General features: G+C 68.8%; 12 protein-coding genes and 1 tRNA gene. 6 read left to right on the top strand and 7 right to left on the bottom strand.

The window, feature by feature from the left end; genetic code table 11:
* Positions 1-6: 6 nt before the first annotated feature.
* The gene (locus BM349_RS16445) at positions 7-939 is read right to left on the bottom strand and encodes a type II secretion system F family protein (protein WP_254773948.1); all 933 of its coding nucleotides are present in this window, start codon (positions 937-939) and stop codon (positions 7-9) included.
* A complete protein-coding gene (locus BM349_RS16440) occupies positions 924-2,048 on the bottom strand; it encodes a TadA family conjugal transfer-associated ATPase (RefSeq protein ID WP_091708393.1) in 1,125 nt (374 codons plus the stop codon). Before BM349_RS16440 ends, BM349_RS16445 begins: the two co-directional genes overlap by 16 nt.
* 412 nt (positions 2,049-2,460) lie before the next feature.
* Here BM349_RS16440 and acs point away from each other — a divergent pair, with 412 nt between their 5' ends.
* On the top strand, positions 2,461-4,428 hold the full coding sequence (gene acs, locus BM349_RS16435; RefSeq protein ID WP_091708390.1) for an acetate--CoA ligase: 1,968 nt from the start codon (positions 2,461-2,463) through the stop codon (positions 4,426-4,428).
* Here the strand turns inward: acs and BM349_RS16430 are convergent.
* Both BM349_RS16430 and BM349_RS16425 read right to left on the bottom strand, forming a co-directional pair.
* Positions 4,425-4,892, bottom strand: coding sequence for a RidA family protein (locus BM349_RS16430; protein WP_091708388.1), 468 nt, complete (start codon positions 4,890-4,892; stop codon positions 4,425-4,427). The two genes, acs and BM349_RS16430, sit on opposite strands and share 4 nt — an antisense overlap.
* Positions 4,889-5,110 carry a Sp36 family protein gene (locus BM349_RS16425; RefSeq protein WP_091708385.1) on the bottom strand — a complete coding sequence of 74 codons (222 nt, stop codon included), beginning with the start codon at positions 5,108-5,110 and terminating at the stop codon, positions 4,889-4,891. Before BM349_RS16425 ends, BM349_RS16430 begins: the two co-directional genes overlap by 4 nt.
* A gap of 97 nt (positions 5,111-5,207) precedes the next feature.
* On the opposite strand from BM349_RS16425, the gene BM349_RS16420 reads away from it, so the two are divergent.
* From BM349_RS16420 to BM349_RS16405, 4 genes are all read left to right on the top strand, one after another.
* Positions 5,208-7,910, top strand: coding sequence for a transglycosylase domain-containing protein (locus tag BM349_RS16420; RefSeq protein ID WP_091708382.1), 2,703 nt, complete (start codon positions 5,208-5,210; stop codon positions 7,908-7,910).
* Positions 7,910-8,848 (top strand): metallophosphoesterase, encoded by a 939-nt coding sequence (locus tag BM349_RS16415; RefSeq protein WP_091708379.1) that lies wholly within the window; start codon positions 7,910-7,912, stop codon positions 8,846-8,848. Before BM349_RS16420 ends, BM349_RS16415 begins: the two co-directional genes overlap by 1 nt.
* Before the next feature lie 48 nt (positions 8,849-8,896).
* Positions 8,897-8,970 (top strand) — tRNA-Pro (locus BM349_RS16410).
* 75 nt (positions 8,971-9,045) lie between these two features.
* Positions 9,046-9,813 carry an HAD-IIB family hydrolase gene (locus BM349_RS16405; protein ID WP_091708376.1) on the top strand — a complete coding sequence of 256 codons (768 nt, stop codon included), beginning with the start codon at positions 9,046-9,048 and terminating at the stop codon, positions 9,811-9,813.
* A 7-nt stretch (positions 9,814-9,820) separates the two neighbouring features.
* On the opposite strand, the gene BM349_RS16400 is transcribed toward BM349_RS16405, so the two are convergent.
* Positions 9,821-11,104: an alpha-hydroxy acid oxidase gene (locus BM349_RS16400; protein WP_091708374.1), complete on the bottom strand. Its 1,284-nt coding sequence runs from the start codon at positions 11,102-11,104 to the stop codon at positions 9,821-9,823.
* 16 nt (positions 11,105-11,120) lie between these two features.
* Positions 11,121-11,855, bottom strand: a complete 735-nt coding sequence (locus tag BM349_RS16395) for a FadR/GntR family transcriptional regulator (RefSeq protein ID WP_091708372.1) — start codon at positions 11,853-11,855, stop codon at positions 11,121-11,123.
* A gap of 79 nt (positions 11,856-11,934) precedes the next feature.
* On the opposite strand from BM349_RS16395, the gene BM349_RS16390 reads away from it, so the two are divergent.
* On the top strand, positions 11,935-12,780 hold the full coding sequence (locus BM349_RS16390; RefSeq protein WP_091708370.1) for a DUF1295 domain-containing protein: 846 nt from the start codon (positions 11,935-11,937) through the stop codon (positions 12,778-12,780).
* A 4-nt stretch (positions 12,781-12,784) separates the two neighbouring features.
* Here BM349_RS16390 and galE read toward each other — a convergent pair whose 3' ends face one another.
* Positions 12,785-13,804, bottom strand: coding sequence for a UDP-glucose 4-epimerase GalE (galE, locus tag BM349_RS16385; protein ID WP_091708368.1), 1,020 nt, complete (start codon positions 13,802-13,804; stop codon positions 12,785-12,787).
* Positions 13,805-13,839: the final 35 nt, after the last annotated feature.

Genomic DNA, 13,839 nt, shown 5'->3' with positions numbered 1-13,839 from the left:
GCCCGCTCAGATCGGCAGGGGGACGGAGTTCATGACGCTGAGCAGCATCGGAGCGACGCCGAGGAGGAGGAACGCGGGCAGTGTGCACACGCCCAGCGGCAGAAGAAGTCGTGTCGACAAGCGCGCGGCGCGCAGGCGTCCCTCGACGCGCGCCCGGTGCCGAGCCCACGCGGACGACGCGCGAAGGAGCTCCACCGCCGGGACACCCGCGGTGCGTGAGAGCTCGAGCACGGACTCCGTCGCGGGATCGGTCGCGGAGCCGCTCGCCTCGCTCACCAGTCGGCGCGCCCGGTCGATCGAGACTCCGCCGCTCAAGGCGATCGCGAGCAGCTCGGCATCGAGCCCGGGGATGCCGCTTCCGGAGCGAGCGCGACGGACCAGCGCCGAGTTCCAACGCTGGGCCGCGATGATCAGACCCAGTCCGAGCACGAGACACGCGATGCCGATCGGACTCGCGACCAGGGTGCCGAGGGTGTCGAAGCCGAGAGCGAATCCGAGGAGGATCGCCACGAGGGGCAGCCAGCCCATCAGCTTGGCCGTGCCCGCCGGCTCGGCGAGCGCGATGCGGACGTCGTCCGCCGCCTCCTGAGCATCGCGAACTGCGACCGAAAGGGCGCGCAGACTGTCGGCGAGCGGCGCGCCGACCGCGGTCGCCACCTGCCAGGCCGCCGCGACATCCTGCCAGCGACGCGCGTCGCGCTCAGCGGCAGACGCGCCGCCACGTCGGCGGCGCGGCATGGCGTTCGAACCGGCCGCCGTAGCGATCGCCGCGGACAGGGTCATGCCCTGCGCCAGCCCTGCGCTCACCCGCGCGGCTTCCTGATCGCCGCCGTCCGCGACGAACGTCCAGGCTCGCGCGGGAGAAACGCCCGCCTGCAGCAGCACAGCCAGCTTCAACAGCGTCTCGTCGATCGCGGAAGCCTTCACCGCCCGGGCCACGAGAACTCCTCTATCTCGACGCGGCCGGAGGCTCCGATCACCGGTCGGCCCGCCGCCGCGAGACGCCGGGTGCCGTCACCGGCGCGGGCGACGTGCAGCACGAAGCCGATCGCGCTGGCGGCCTGACGCGCGAGCGCACCGTCATCGAGTCCGGCGAGCGCGCCGAGCGCCTCCAGCCGCGCGGGCACGTCCTGCAGGCTGTTGGCGTGGAGGGTGCCGGCGCCCCCGTCATGGCCCGTGTTCAGCGCCGAGAGCAGTTCGCGGATCTCCTCGCCCCGGCACTCGCCCACCACCAGCCGATCCGGCCGCATCCGCAGCGCTTCGCGGACGAGTCGGGCGAGCCCGATCGCGCCGGCGCCCTCGAGGTTCGCCTGGCGCGCCTCGAGGCGAACCTGATGCGGATGCCGAATCCGCAGCTCCGCGACGTCCTCGATCGTGACGATCCGATCGGACGGCGGCGCACACCCCAGCAGCGCCGCGAGCAGCGTCGTCTTGCCGGCTCCCGCCGCGCCGGTGATCAGCAGGTTCTCACGCCGGGCGACCGCATCCTCGAGCACGCCACGGGTATCGGCATCGAACATCCCGCGCGCCTGCAGCGCGGCGAGGTCCGGGCTGTTCAGGCGCGGGATGCGGATCGAGATCGCGGTTCCCTCCGCGGACACCGGCGGCAGGACGGCGTGAACACGGATGCCGCCGTCCAACTGCACATCGACGCATGGGGTGGCGTCGTCGATGTGTCGCCCGCCGAGCCCGATGAGAGCGACGGCGAGATCGCGCACATCCTCCTCGCGAGCACGCCACTCCCTCGCGGGAGACGCTCCCGCGCCGCGGTCGACGAACAGGCCGGTCGCGCCGTTGACGAACAGATCGGTGACATCGGGATCGTCGAGGTACCGCGCGAACGGCTCGAGCACCGGGTGAACCGGTGGTCGCTCGACCGGTTCGGCAGGCAGAACCTCGACGGGAAGCGGCGAAACCGTGAAGCCGGCTGCGGATGACGCCGGCGGACGATCCTGGGAACGCGCCGGCGCCGCACGGGGGCGGCGAGTCGGACCGGACGCCTCCGCACGTACGGCGGTTCGTGGCTGAACGACGAAGCGGTCGGGCATGCGTCGACGTTAGAGAGCGATGCGTTCTGCGACAGGTCGTTCGGAAGGTTCCGTGCAGGGGTCCGCCGTCGACGGCGTTGGGGAGGAGCCGCCCGACGAAAGAAGGCGGCATCCCATGGGGGGAATGGGATGCCGCCACGCGCAACACCACAGTTCGGGGGTGGGTCGGGTGCCGCAATGCCAGAATCGAATGTTCGGCCGGTGATGAGCATACGCAACTTCTGGCAACCTTCCAAACAAACTCATCAGGCCGTTACCGATATATCGATCGAGTCCGGATACTGCCGTCCGGAGAATGGGCCCCCACTATCGGAGGTAGTGGCACGGAGGGGCGCTGGATAGATTGACCCTGTCGTCGCGACGCGGCCCGCAAAGGCCCGCCGCACCGGGAACGGCCCGCGAAGGAGCGAGCATGAGCAGCCAGATCGACCACCTCCTCCACGAGAGCAGGCGCTTCGCACCGTCCACCGCATTCGCGGCGGAGGCTGTTGCGACCGCGGACCTCTACAACGAGGCCGCCGCCGACCGCGACGCATTCTGGGCCGAGCAGGCACGCGCCCTGCACTGGCACACGCCGTTCACCCAGGCGCTCGACTGGTCGAACCCGCCGTTCGCGACGTGGTTCGCCGACGGCGAGCTGAACGTCGCCTACAACTGCCTCGACCGCCACGTCGAGTCGGGCAACGGCGATCGAGTCGCCCTCCTGTGGGAAGGCGAGCTCGGCGATTCCCGCCGCGTCACCTATTCGGAGCTCACCGACGAGGTGAAGCGACTCGCGAACGTCCTGGTGGATCTCGGCATCGGAGAAGGCGATCGCGTGGCCATCTACATGCCGATGATCCCGGAGGCGATCGCCGCGATGCTCGCGGTGGCTCGCCTCGGCGCGATCCACTCGGTCGTGTTCGGCGGATTCTCGGCCGACAGCCTTCGGGCGCGGATCGACGATGCCGGCGCGAAGCTCGTCATCACCGCCGACGGCGGCTACCGCAAGGGCAAGATCTCCCCGCTGAAGCCGGCCGTGGACATGGCGCTGGTGGACCGCAACGGATCAGGCGTGCAGGAGACGGTGGAGCACGTCCTCGTGGTGCGACGCGGAGCCAACGACGTCGAGTGGACCGACGGCCGCGACATCTGGTGGCACGATGTGGTGCCGCAGGCCGCGACCGACCACGAGGCGCAGGCGTTCGCGGCCGAGACGCCCCTCTTCATCCTCTACACGTCGGGCACGACCGGAAAGCCCAAGGGCATCATGCACACCTCTGGCGGCTATCTGACCCAGGCGGCCTTCAGCAACAGGATCGTCCATGACCTGCACCCCGAGAGCGACGTGTTCTGGTGCACCGCCGACATCGGGTGGATCACCGGGCACACCTACGTCACCTACGGCCCGCTCGCCAACGGCGCCACCCAGGTGCTGTACGAAGGGACTCCCGATACGCCGCACCCCGGCCGGTGGTGGGAGATCATCCAGAAGTACGGCGTGACGATCCTCTACACGGCGCCGACCGCGATCCGGTCCTTCATGAAGCTCGGCCGCGCGATCCCGGAGCAGTTCGACCTGTCGTCGCTCCGGCTGCTCGGATCCGTCGGAGAACCCATCAACCCCGAGGCGTGGATGTGGTACCGCAAGATCATCGGCGGCAAGGTCGCCCCGATCGTGGACACGTGGTGGCAGACCGAGACGGGCGCGATCATGATCTCCGCCCTCCCCGGTGTCACCGAGACGAAGCCGGGGAGCGCGCAGGTGCCGCTGCCGGGCATCTCGATCGATGTGGTCGACGATGACGGCGTGCACGTCGGCAACGGGAACGGCGGCCTGCTCGTGGTCACCCAGCCGTGGCCGAGCATGCTTCGCGGCATCTGGGGCGATCCGGAGCGGTACAAGGAGACGTACTGGGACAAGTTCGCCGTGCAGGGGTACTACTTCGCCGGCGACGGCGCGCGCCTCGACGAGGACGGGGACGTGTGGCTGCTCGGCCGCGTGGACGACGTCATGAACGTCTCGGGCCACCGGCTCTCAACGACTGAGATCGAGTCGGCACTCGTCGCCAACGAGGCGGTCGCCGAGGCGGCCGTGGTCGGCGCGTCCGACGAGACGACCGGTCAGGCCGTCGCGGCGTTCGTGATCATCAAGCAGAGCTATCTCGCCGCGCACTCCCCCGACGGGCTCGCACAGTCGCTGCGCGCGTGGGTCGGCGAGCAGATCGGTCCGATCGCCCGGCCGCGCGATGTCTACATCGTCGAGGAGCTGCCCAAGACGCGCTCGGGCAAGATCATGCGGCGGCTGCTGCGAGATGTCGCAGAGGGCCGCGAGGTGGGCGACACCACGACGCTGGCCGACACCGCGGTGATGTCGGTCATCTCGGCTCAGGTCCGCTAGAGGTAGCTGAAGATCACTTCCACTTCGACCGGACTGTCCAGCGGAAGGACCGGCACGCCGACGGCCGAGCGCGCGTGCCGGCCGGACTCGCCGAAGATCTCACCGAGCACTTCGCTCGCCCCGTTGATCACACCGGGCTGACCGGTGAAGTCGGGAACGGACGCGACGAAGCCCACGACCTTGACCACGCCCGTGAGCCGGTCCACACCGCCGACCGCCGCCGCGGCCGCCGCGACCGCGTTCAGCGCGCACTGACGCGCATACCCGTTCGCATCCGAGGCAGGGACGAGACCGTGTCCGTCGCCCACCTTGCCCGTTGCGGGAAGCGCACCCGAGACCATCGGAAGCTGCCCCGCCGTGAAGACGAGGTCTCCATGGGCCTTGGCGGGGACGTACGCCGCGACCGGCGGCACGACCGAGGGCAGCTCGATGCCAAGCTGCGCGAGACGATCCGAGACGCTCATATCTGCGGCTCCTCGAACTGCTGCGCCGCCTGGGCCGCGGCATCCAGCCCCGCATTGGCGCTTCCGCCGCCTGCGGGTCTCTTGAGATAGGCCACCAGACCGCCCTCCGGCCCAGGGACGACCTGCACGAGCTCCCAGCCCTGCTTTCCCCAATTGTTCAGGATGGCCGCGGTGTTGTGGATCAGAAGCGGGGTCGTGAGGTACTCCCACGTGGTCATGAAGTCTCCGAAAAGTCGCAGGCGGACGCCGGGAATGCACCGTGCGCGGGCGGGTCCGTCAAGGGTTCGCCCAGGTAGCTCCCCTACGATCGAGCCTATGCCTGATACGAAACGGACGGCTAGCGGTGTGTTCGGAGGCCTCCTCGGGCTTGTCGGACTCAGCGCTGCCGCGGGTGTGCTCATCACCGCCACCGTCACCCCTGCGATCGCTCTGACGGGTGCTGCTGCGACGAGCGCGATCACGATGTTCGACAACCTGCCGAGTGTGCTCGACATCGACAAGCTGATGCTGCCGACCACCCTTTACGCGAAGAACCCCGACACCGGGGAAGACGTCGAGCTCGCCCAGTTCTACGACCAGAACCGTTCGCCGGTCGACTTCGACGAGGTCAACCCCGTCATGTACGACGCGATCCTCTCCAGCGAGGACCCCCGTTTCTATCAGCACGGCGGTGTCGACCTGATCGGCACCTCGCGCGCCATCGTGCAGAACGTCCAGGGCGGAGGCGAGACCCAGGGTGGCTCGTCGATCAGCCAGCAGTACGTCAAGAACATCCTGATCCAGCGATGCGAGCGGGATGCCGCCACCAGCGAGGAGCTGCTGAACTGCTGGACCGAGGCGACGACCGCGGCCGGCACCGAGGGCATCCAGCGCAAGCTGCAGGAGATGCGCTACGCGATCGCCCTGGAGCAGAAGTATTCCAAGAACGACATCCTTCTCGGGTATCTGAACATCGCCAACTTCGGCGGTCAGACCTATGGCATCGACGCCGCCGCCCGGTACTACTTCGGAGTCGCGGCGAAGGACCTCACGCTCGCGCAGGCCGCAACGCTCGCCGGCATCGTGCAGAACCCCAACACGTATCGCATCGACAAGCCGGCCGGATCGATTTTCGACGCCGACGGCCTGGGCTACAACAAGGCGCCCGATGGTCTCGTCGACGACGTGAACCCCGGTCAGCTCGCCGCCCTGGACACGCTGCTGTCCGACGGCACGATCACGCAGGAGCAGTACCTGGCGGCCGCAGACGGCTACAGCGCCACCAAGGGCCGCCAGCTGTACGTCCTGAGCCGCCTGCTCGATGACGGGAAGATCACGCAGGAGCAGTACACCGCCGCAGCGATCGAGCCGATCACACCGGTGATCACCCCCGCAACGACCGGTTGCGCCGCCGCCGGTGGAGCCGCGTACTTCTGCCAGTACGTCAAGAACATCATCAAGAGCGACCCTGCCTTCGGCGCGACGCCCGAGGACCGCATCCGTGCCCTCCAGCGCGGCGGCCTGAACGTCTACACGACGATGGACTATCGCATCCAGGTCCCGGCCGACCAGGCCATGCACGAGTGGGCGCCGACCTCGGTCGAAGGAATGGTCGACGGGAACACCGGCAAGTTCGGCTCATCCGCCATCAGCATCGAGGCGTCCACCGGCCGCATCCTCGCGATCTCCCAGAACACGATCTTCAGCGAAGACGCGACGCTGGCGAACGACCCGAACTACTCGTCGCTCGTGTACGCGGCCGACTACAAGTACGGCAACTCGACCGGATTCCCGGCCGGCTCGACATTCAAGCTCTTCACCCTCATCGACTGGCTCGAGAAGGGCCACTCGGTCAACGAGGTCCTCAACGGCCGCGTGCGCGTGATCGACCGGATGACCAACAGCTGCACCGGCGACTGGGTGAACACCACGAACGACAAGATCGGGAACTTCGGCGGCGGCGGCGGCTACACCGGCACGCCCATGGAGTTCACCGCCCAGTCCCTGAACTCGGGCTACTTCGCCATGGCCGAGGAACTCGACCTCTGCGACATCCAGAAGGTCGCCACGAAGATGGGCGTCATGCGCGGCGACGGCGTCCCGGTGACCATGGACACCCAGTTCTCGGTGATCGGCTCCAACAACGTCGCCCCGATGGCGATGGCCGGCGCGTACGCCACGGTCGCCAACAACGGCATCTACTGCCAGCCGAAGGCGATCGACCGGGTCACCGACTCCGACGGCAACGAGATCACTCCCCCGCAGACGACATGCACCCAGGTGCTCGACCCCACGGTCGCGGCAACGGCGGCATATGCCCTCCAGGGCGTCATGCGCAGCGGTGGAACGGGCTCGGCGTCCAACCCCGACGACGGCACACCGCTGATCGGCAAGACCGGTACCCACGAGGAGTACCAGACCTGGATGGTCGAGTCGAGCACGAAGGTCGCCACTGCTGTCTGGGTGGGCAACTCGATCGGTGAGGGCGACATCTTCCAGCGGTACTTCAACGACGTCCAGATGTCACAGCTGCGCCACCAGATCGCCCCGCGGATCCAGCGCGCCGCAGACGCCGTGTACGGCGGCGATCAGTTCCCCGAGGCGGACTCCAACCTCACTCGCCAGGTCCTGCGCGACCTGCCCAACGTGATCGGGATGACCGTCGACCAGGCCACCGCCACCCTCGATCAGGCCGGGTTCAACGTCACCGTCGGCGACCCCGTCGACTCGGCCGAGGCCGAAGGGATCGTCGCGGCGCAGAATCCCGGCGCCGGGCTCGTGGGCGGCGGCACCGACGTCACGATCAACCCCAGCAACGGGCAGGGCATCGCCGTGCCGGATGTCGCAGGCAAGCAGCTCGACAAGGCCATCAGCGATCTGCGCGGTGCGGGCTTCGGCAATGTCAAACCCGGAACGTGCACCGAGGACGACGACGCGGGCGCCCAGGGCAAGGCGACCGGCACTTCACCCGGTGCGGGCTCCGTCGTCAATCGCAACTCGGCGATCACCGTCAACTACAGCCGCACGAAGTGCACGTAGTGGCTTCAGGAGCCGCCAAGACCGCCCTCACCGCTCTCGGAGCAGTGGGGGCGGTCGGCGCGAGCGCAGCGATCTGGGGCATCGGCATCGAGCGGTACCTCTTCACGGTCCGTGAGCACGACGCGCGGATCCTCCCCGCCGGCGCTGCGCCGCTGCGTGTCCTGCACCTGTCCGATGCGCACATGGCGCCGTGGCAGCACCGCAAGCAGCGCTGGATGGCCGCGCTCGCGCAGGAGTGGCGTCCCGACCTCGTCGTCAACACCGGCGACAACCTCGGCCACGCCGACGGGCTGCGGGGCCTGCGCGCGGCGCTCGACCCGCTCCGCGGCATCCCGGGCGTGTTCGTCCACGGATCGAACGACCACGCCGCTCCGAGTCCGCGCAATCCGCTGCTGTACTTCACGGGGCCGTCGAACGTGAAGCACACGAGCGAGCCGCTCGACACGGGTTCCCTGGACGACTATCTGGCCGATGAACTCGGCTGGCTCGACCTGAACAACGCCGTCGGCTCCCTCGAGGTCGCAGGCATGCGCATCGATGCCCTGGGTGTCAGCGATGCGCACCGCGGATGGGATCAGCTGGGTGTGCTGCCCGACCTGCTGGAGGATCTGCAGGCGGACGTGGCCCCGGCCGCCGCGACCATCGGCGTCACGCACGCACCGTACCGTCGGGTGCTCGATGACTTCGTCGACCTCGGCGCCGACATGATCTTCGCCGGACACACCCACGGCGGCCAGGTGCGCCTTCCGCTGTTCGGCGCCCTCGTCGCGAACTGCGACATCCCCCTCGATCAGGCGCGCGGCCTGAGCGAGTGGAGCCATGTGCGCCGGACGGTTCCGCTCAACGTCAGCGCCGGGCTCGGCCACTCGATCTACGCGCCGGTCCGCTTCGCATGCCGGCCCGAGGTCTCGCTGATCACCCTGCTGCCCCGCGCCTAGCCGGGTTCGGACCACGACCGGGCATCGGGTAGACTCGGAGGGTTGCCACGGGGTGTGGCGCAGCTTGGTAGCGCGCGTCGTTCGGGACGACGAGGCCGCAGGTTCAAATCCTGTCACCCCGACAGCAGAGAGGCTCTGCCGGATTCCTCACGGAAACGCGGCGGAGCCTTTCGCGTACCTAGGACAGGAGCACTGAGATGACGACTCCCCGCCTCGTGGCATTCGACCTCGACGACACGCTCGCGCCGTCCAAGAGCGCGATCGATCCCCGAATCGGCTCCCTGCTGATCGCGCTCGCAGAGCGCGTCGAGGTGGCGATCATCTCCGGTGGACAGCTCGAGCAGTTCCGCGCTCAGGTCGTGGATCGGCTGCCGGATGCGCCCATCGACACGCTGTCGCACATCCATCTGCTTCCGACGTGCGGCACGCAGTACTACCGCATCGAGGAGGACGGCATCGTGACCGTGTACGCCCATGCGCTGACCGACGACGAGAAGTCGCGTGCGATGACCGCGGTCGAAGGCGAAGCCCGTCGTCTCGGACTCTGGGAGGCGGAGACCTGGGGTGACATCCTCGAGGACCGCGGCTCGCAGATCACCTTCTCCGCGCTCGGACAGCGCGCACCGCTCGCCGCGAAGACGGCCTGGGATCCGACCGGGGCGAAGAAGAGCTCCCTCCGCGAGGCCGTCGCGGCGCAGATTCCCGACCTGGAGGTGCGCTCCGGCGGGTCGACGTCGGTCGACATCACCCACCGCGGAATCGACAAGGCATACGGCATGCGCCGCCTCGCGGAGCAGACCGGCATCCCGCTCGAGGACATGCTGTTCGTGGGCGACCGGCTCGACGCGGACGGCAACGACTACCCGGTGCTCGCGATGGGCGTCGAGTGCCAGGCGGTCGAAGGCTGGGAGGACACCGCCGCCTACCTCGAGGAGCTCGTCCCCGCCCTTCCGGGCCGCGACTGACCCTCGATCAGCCCTTCGCTGCGGTGGCCGGGCGGGGCCTGGCCGCGCGCGCAGCAGGCTGAGCGACCGGCACCAGCCGTGCGAGCTGGGTGACGTGCGCCGGCTCCAGTTCCGCCAGCGACGAGACTCCGAGCAGCTTCATCGTTCGCACGATCTCGTCCCGCAGGATCGCGATCGTGCGGTCGACGCCCTCGCGGCCCCCCGCCATCAGACCGTAGAGGTACGCACGGCCGATCAACGTGAACTTCGCGCCGAGCGCCATGGCCGCCACGATGTCGGCGCCGTTCATGATGCCGGTGTCGATCATGACGGTCGCGTCCTTGCCCACCTCCCGCACGACGTGCGGGAGCAGGTGGAACGGGATGGGCGCGCGGTCGAGCTGGCGCCCGCCGTGGTTGGACAGGATGATGCCGTCGACACCCGAGTCGATCAGCCGCTTCGAGTCGGCGACGTTCTGCACGCCCTTGACCACGATCTTGCCGGGCCACAGATCGCGGATGATCGCCAGGTCGTCGTAGCTGATGGTCGGGTCCATCGCTGCGTTGAGCAGCTCGCCCACGGTGCCGCCGGTCGTGGACAGCGAGGCGAACTCCAGCTTCGGCGTCGTGAGGAAGTCGTACCACCACCACGGACGCGGGATCGCGTTCACGATCGTGCCGAGCGTCAGCTGCGGCGGAATCGCGAATCCGTTGCGCTTGTCGCGCAGGCGGGCACCGGCCACCGGGGTGTCGACCGTGAACTGCAGCGTGTCGAAGCCCGCCTCGGCGGCGCGCCGGACGAGGCCGTAGGAGATGTCGCGATCGCGCATGACGTAGAGCTGGAACCAGTTGCGTCCGTGCGGGTTGGCCCGCTTGACCTCCTCGATCGACGTCGTGCCGAGCGTCGAGAGGGTGAACGGGATGCCGGCCGCTCCGGCTGCGGACGCGCCGGCGATCTCGCCCTCGGTCTGCATCAGCCGAGTGAATCCGGTAGGCGCGATGCCGAACGGCAGGGCACTGGAACCACCCAGGATCTGCACCGTGGTGTCGACCTGGGGTGCGGGGCGGAGGATGCCGGGGTGGAATTCGATGTCCTCGAACGCCTGGCGGGCGCGTGTGAGCGACAGCTCGCCTTCGGCTGCGCCGTCGGTGTAGTCGAACGCCGCCTTGGGCGTGCGGCGCTTCGCGATCGTGCGGAGGTCGTGGATCGTGAGCGCCGAGTCGAGGCGGCGCTTCTTTCCGTTCAGCTCGGGCTTCTTGAACTGCATCAGCTCGAGCAGCTCGGCGGGGTTGGGGAGCTGGCGCTTGACCATCGTGGTCCTTCTCTCGTCAGTCGCGGGCCAGGCCCGCTGCGGCGTAGTAGCCGGTGATGTGGTCATGGATGATGGTGCGTGCGGCGGCGGACTCGCCGGAGTCCACCGCGGCGAGGATCGCGCGATGCTCGCTGCGAAGCTGCCCGGCGGTGGCGTCCCAGTCCGCGATCCGCTCGGCGCCCGCCTGCACGTAGGACTCGATCGAGGTGCGCAGCCCCGCCATCATCGCCGCGATGACGACGTTGCCCGAGGCCTCGGCCAGCGCGAGATGGAACTGCGCGTCCAGGGCCAGGAACTCCCCCGGAGTGAGGTCTTCGGCATCCATCGCGGTGAGCACGTCGTGCGCGGCGGTCGTCGAACGGGCGGCATCCGCGGCCACCGCGTCGACCACCGCCGACTCGAGCACGACGCGCGTGCGCACCACGTCGTCGAGGGGGAAGCCGTGTGCGGCGACCTGGAGCCGGAGCAGGGCGGACATGCCGCCGCGCGGTGTGGCGATGATGATCGCACCCGCGGTCGGACCCGACCCGGTGCCGGTGCGGACGAGTCCGAGCACCTCGAGGACTCGCAGCGCCTCGCGGACGCTCGATCTGCCGACCCCGAGCCGCACCGCGAGCTCGCGCTCCGGAGGCAGCCGGTCGCCCGGCGTCAGGCGCCCTTCGAGCAGGTCGCCTTCGATGTGCTCCAGCACGAGCCGCCACGCGCGCGCAGCGGGCGTGACTGCGGCGCTGTCGGGCGCGGTCGCGTCCATGCGGCTCCTTCTGTGGTCTGACCACACTATCATGTGGTCAGACCACAGGTGCAGGTGTGCGTCCGCGTATCCTGATCGCATGGATCCGCTCGCCCTCGTCCTGATCGTCGCCGCCGTCACCTGCGCCGGATGCTGGATCGCCTCGCTCATCACGAAGGACACGTCCTGGGTCGATCGGATCTGGTCGATCGTTCCCGCCGTGTACGTCTGGATCTTCGCGATCGCCGGCATCGCGGACGGCGCCGACCCCGCCAGGCTCATCCTGATGGCGCTGCTGGTCACCGCGTGGGCCGCGCGGCTGACGTACAACTTCGCCCGCAAGGGCGGCTACACCGGCATGGAGGATTACCGGTGGGCGATCCTGCGCGGACGCATGAAGCCGTGGCAGTTCCAGATCTTCAATCTGCTCTTCATCGTGCTGTACCAGAACGCCCTGCTCGTCCTGATCACTCTTCCGGCTCTGATCGCCTGGCAGAACCCCGCCCCTCTGAACGGCTGGGACGCGGCGTTCGCGGTGCTGTTCGCAGCTTTCCTGGTCGGCGAGTTCGTGGCGGACCAGCAGCAATGGGAGTTCCACAAGGCCAAGGCCGCTGCCGGCGGCCACCTCGAGCCGGGCTTCGCCACGACGGGACTGTTCCGGGTGAGCCGGCACCCCAACTTCTTCTTCGAGCAGGCGCAGTGGTGGGCGTTCTACGCGCTCGGGGCCACGGCGGCGGTGGCGTCGGGCCTCGGCCTCTGGGGCGGCGCGCTGAACTGGACGATCATCGGCGCCGCGCTGCTGACGGTGCTGTTCATCGGCTCGACGATCTTCACCGAATCGATCACCGCGGCGAAGTACCCGGCCTACGCCGACTACCAGCGGGCGACGTCGATGCTCGTCCCGCTGCCGCCGCGGCGGGCCGCCGAGTCTCCGAAGACGGCCTGACCGCTCAGACTGTCGCGTACCCGTCGGGGTTGCGGGACTGCCAGTTCCAGTAGTCGCGGCAGGAGTCGTCGATCGTCAGACGCGCGGTCCACGCGAGATCGCGCTGCGCCTTGGCCGGGTCGCAGTAGGTCGCCGCGACGTCACCAGGGCGGCGAGCGAGGATCTGCTTGGGCAGCTCGCGCCCGACCGCCTTCTCGAACGAGGCGATCAGCTCGAGGACGCTGACGGGCTTGCCGGTGCCGAGGTTGTAGATGACGAAGCCCGGCGCAGTCTGCTCGAGTGCGGTGACGTGCCCTTCGGCGAGGTCGACCACGTGGATGTAGTCGCGCAGCCCGGTGCCGTCGGGGGTGTCGTAGTCGTCGCCGAAGACGCCGATCCTGTCGAGCTTGCCCACCGCGACCCGTGCGACGAACGGCATCAGATTGTTCGGGATGCCGGCCGGGTCCTCCCCGATCAGCCCGCTCGGGTGCGCACCGACCGGGTTGAAGTAGCGGAGCACGGTGACATTCAGCTCGGGATTGACCCGGGCGACATCGGCGAGCACCACCTCGTTGATGCGCTTGGACTTCGAGTAGGCGTTGGAGAGGTCGATGCTCGTGGTCGACTCCTCGGTGAACGGCAGGTCGGCCGGATCGGAGTAGACGGTGCCGGTGCTGGAGAAGACGAACGAGCGGATGCCGTGGGCGATACCGACCCGCAGCAGCGCGAAGGTCGTGTCGACGTTGTTCGAGTAGTACTCGAGCGGCTTCTGCGTCGACTCCCCGACCGCCTTGAAGGCCGCCAGGTGGATGATCGCATCGATCGGGCCGTGCTCGGCGAACACCTGCTCGACGACCTCGTCATCGGCCGCATCGCCCACCACGAGCGGCGCGGAACGGCCGGTGATCGTCTCGACGCGATCGGCGGCGGTCGCGCTCGTGCCGGAGAGATCGTCGAGGAGAACGACCTCGTGGCCGGCATCCAGCAGGGAGACGGCCGTGTGAGCGCCGATGTATCCGGCGCCGCCGGCAAGGAGAACTCGCATGATTCGAGCCTACCGACGCATTGTTACGCGCCGAT

Source organism: Microbacterium sp. cf046 (assembly GCF_900114345.1).
GTDB lineage: Bacteria > Actinomycetota > Actinomycetes > Actinomycetales > Microbacteriaceae > Microbacterium.
Note: the sequence above shows the minus strand (reverse complement) of the source record. Positions and strands in the feature narration are given on the sequence as shown.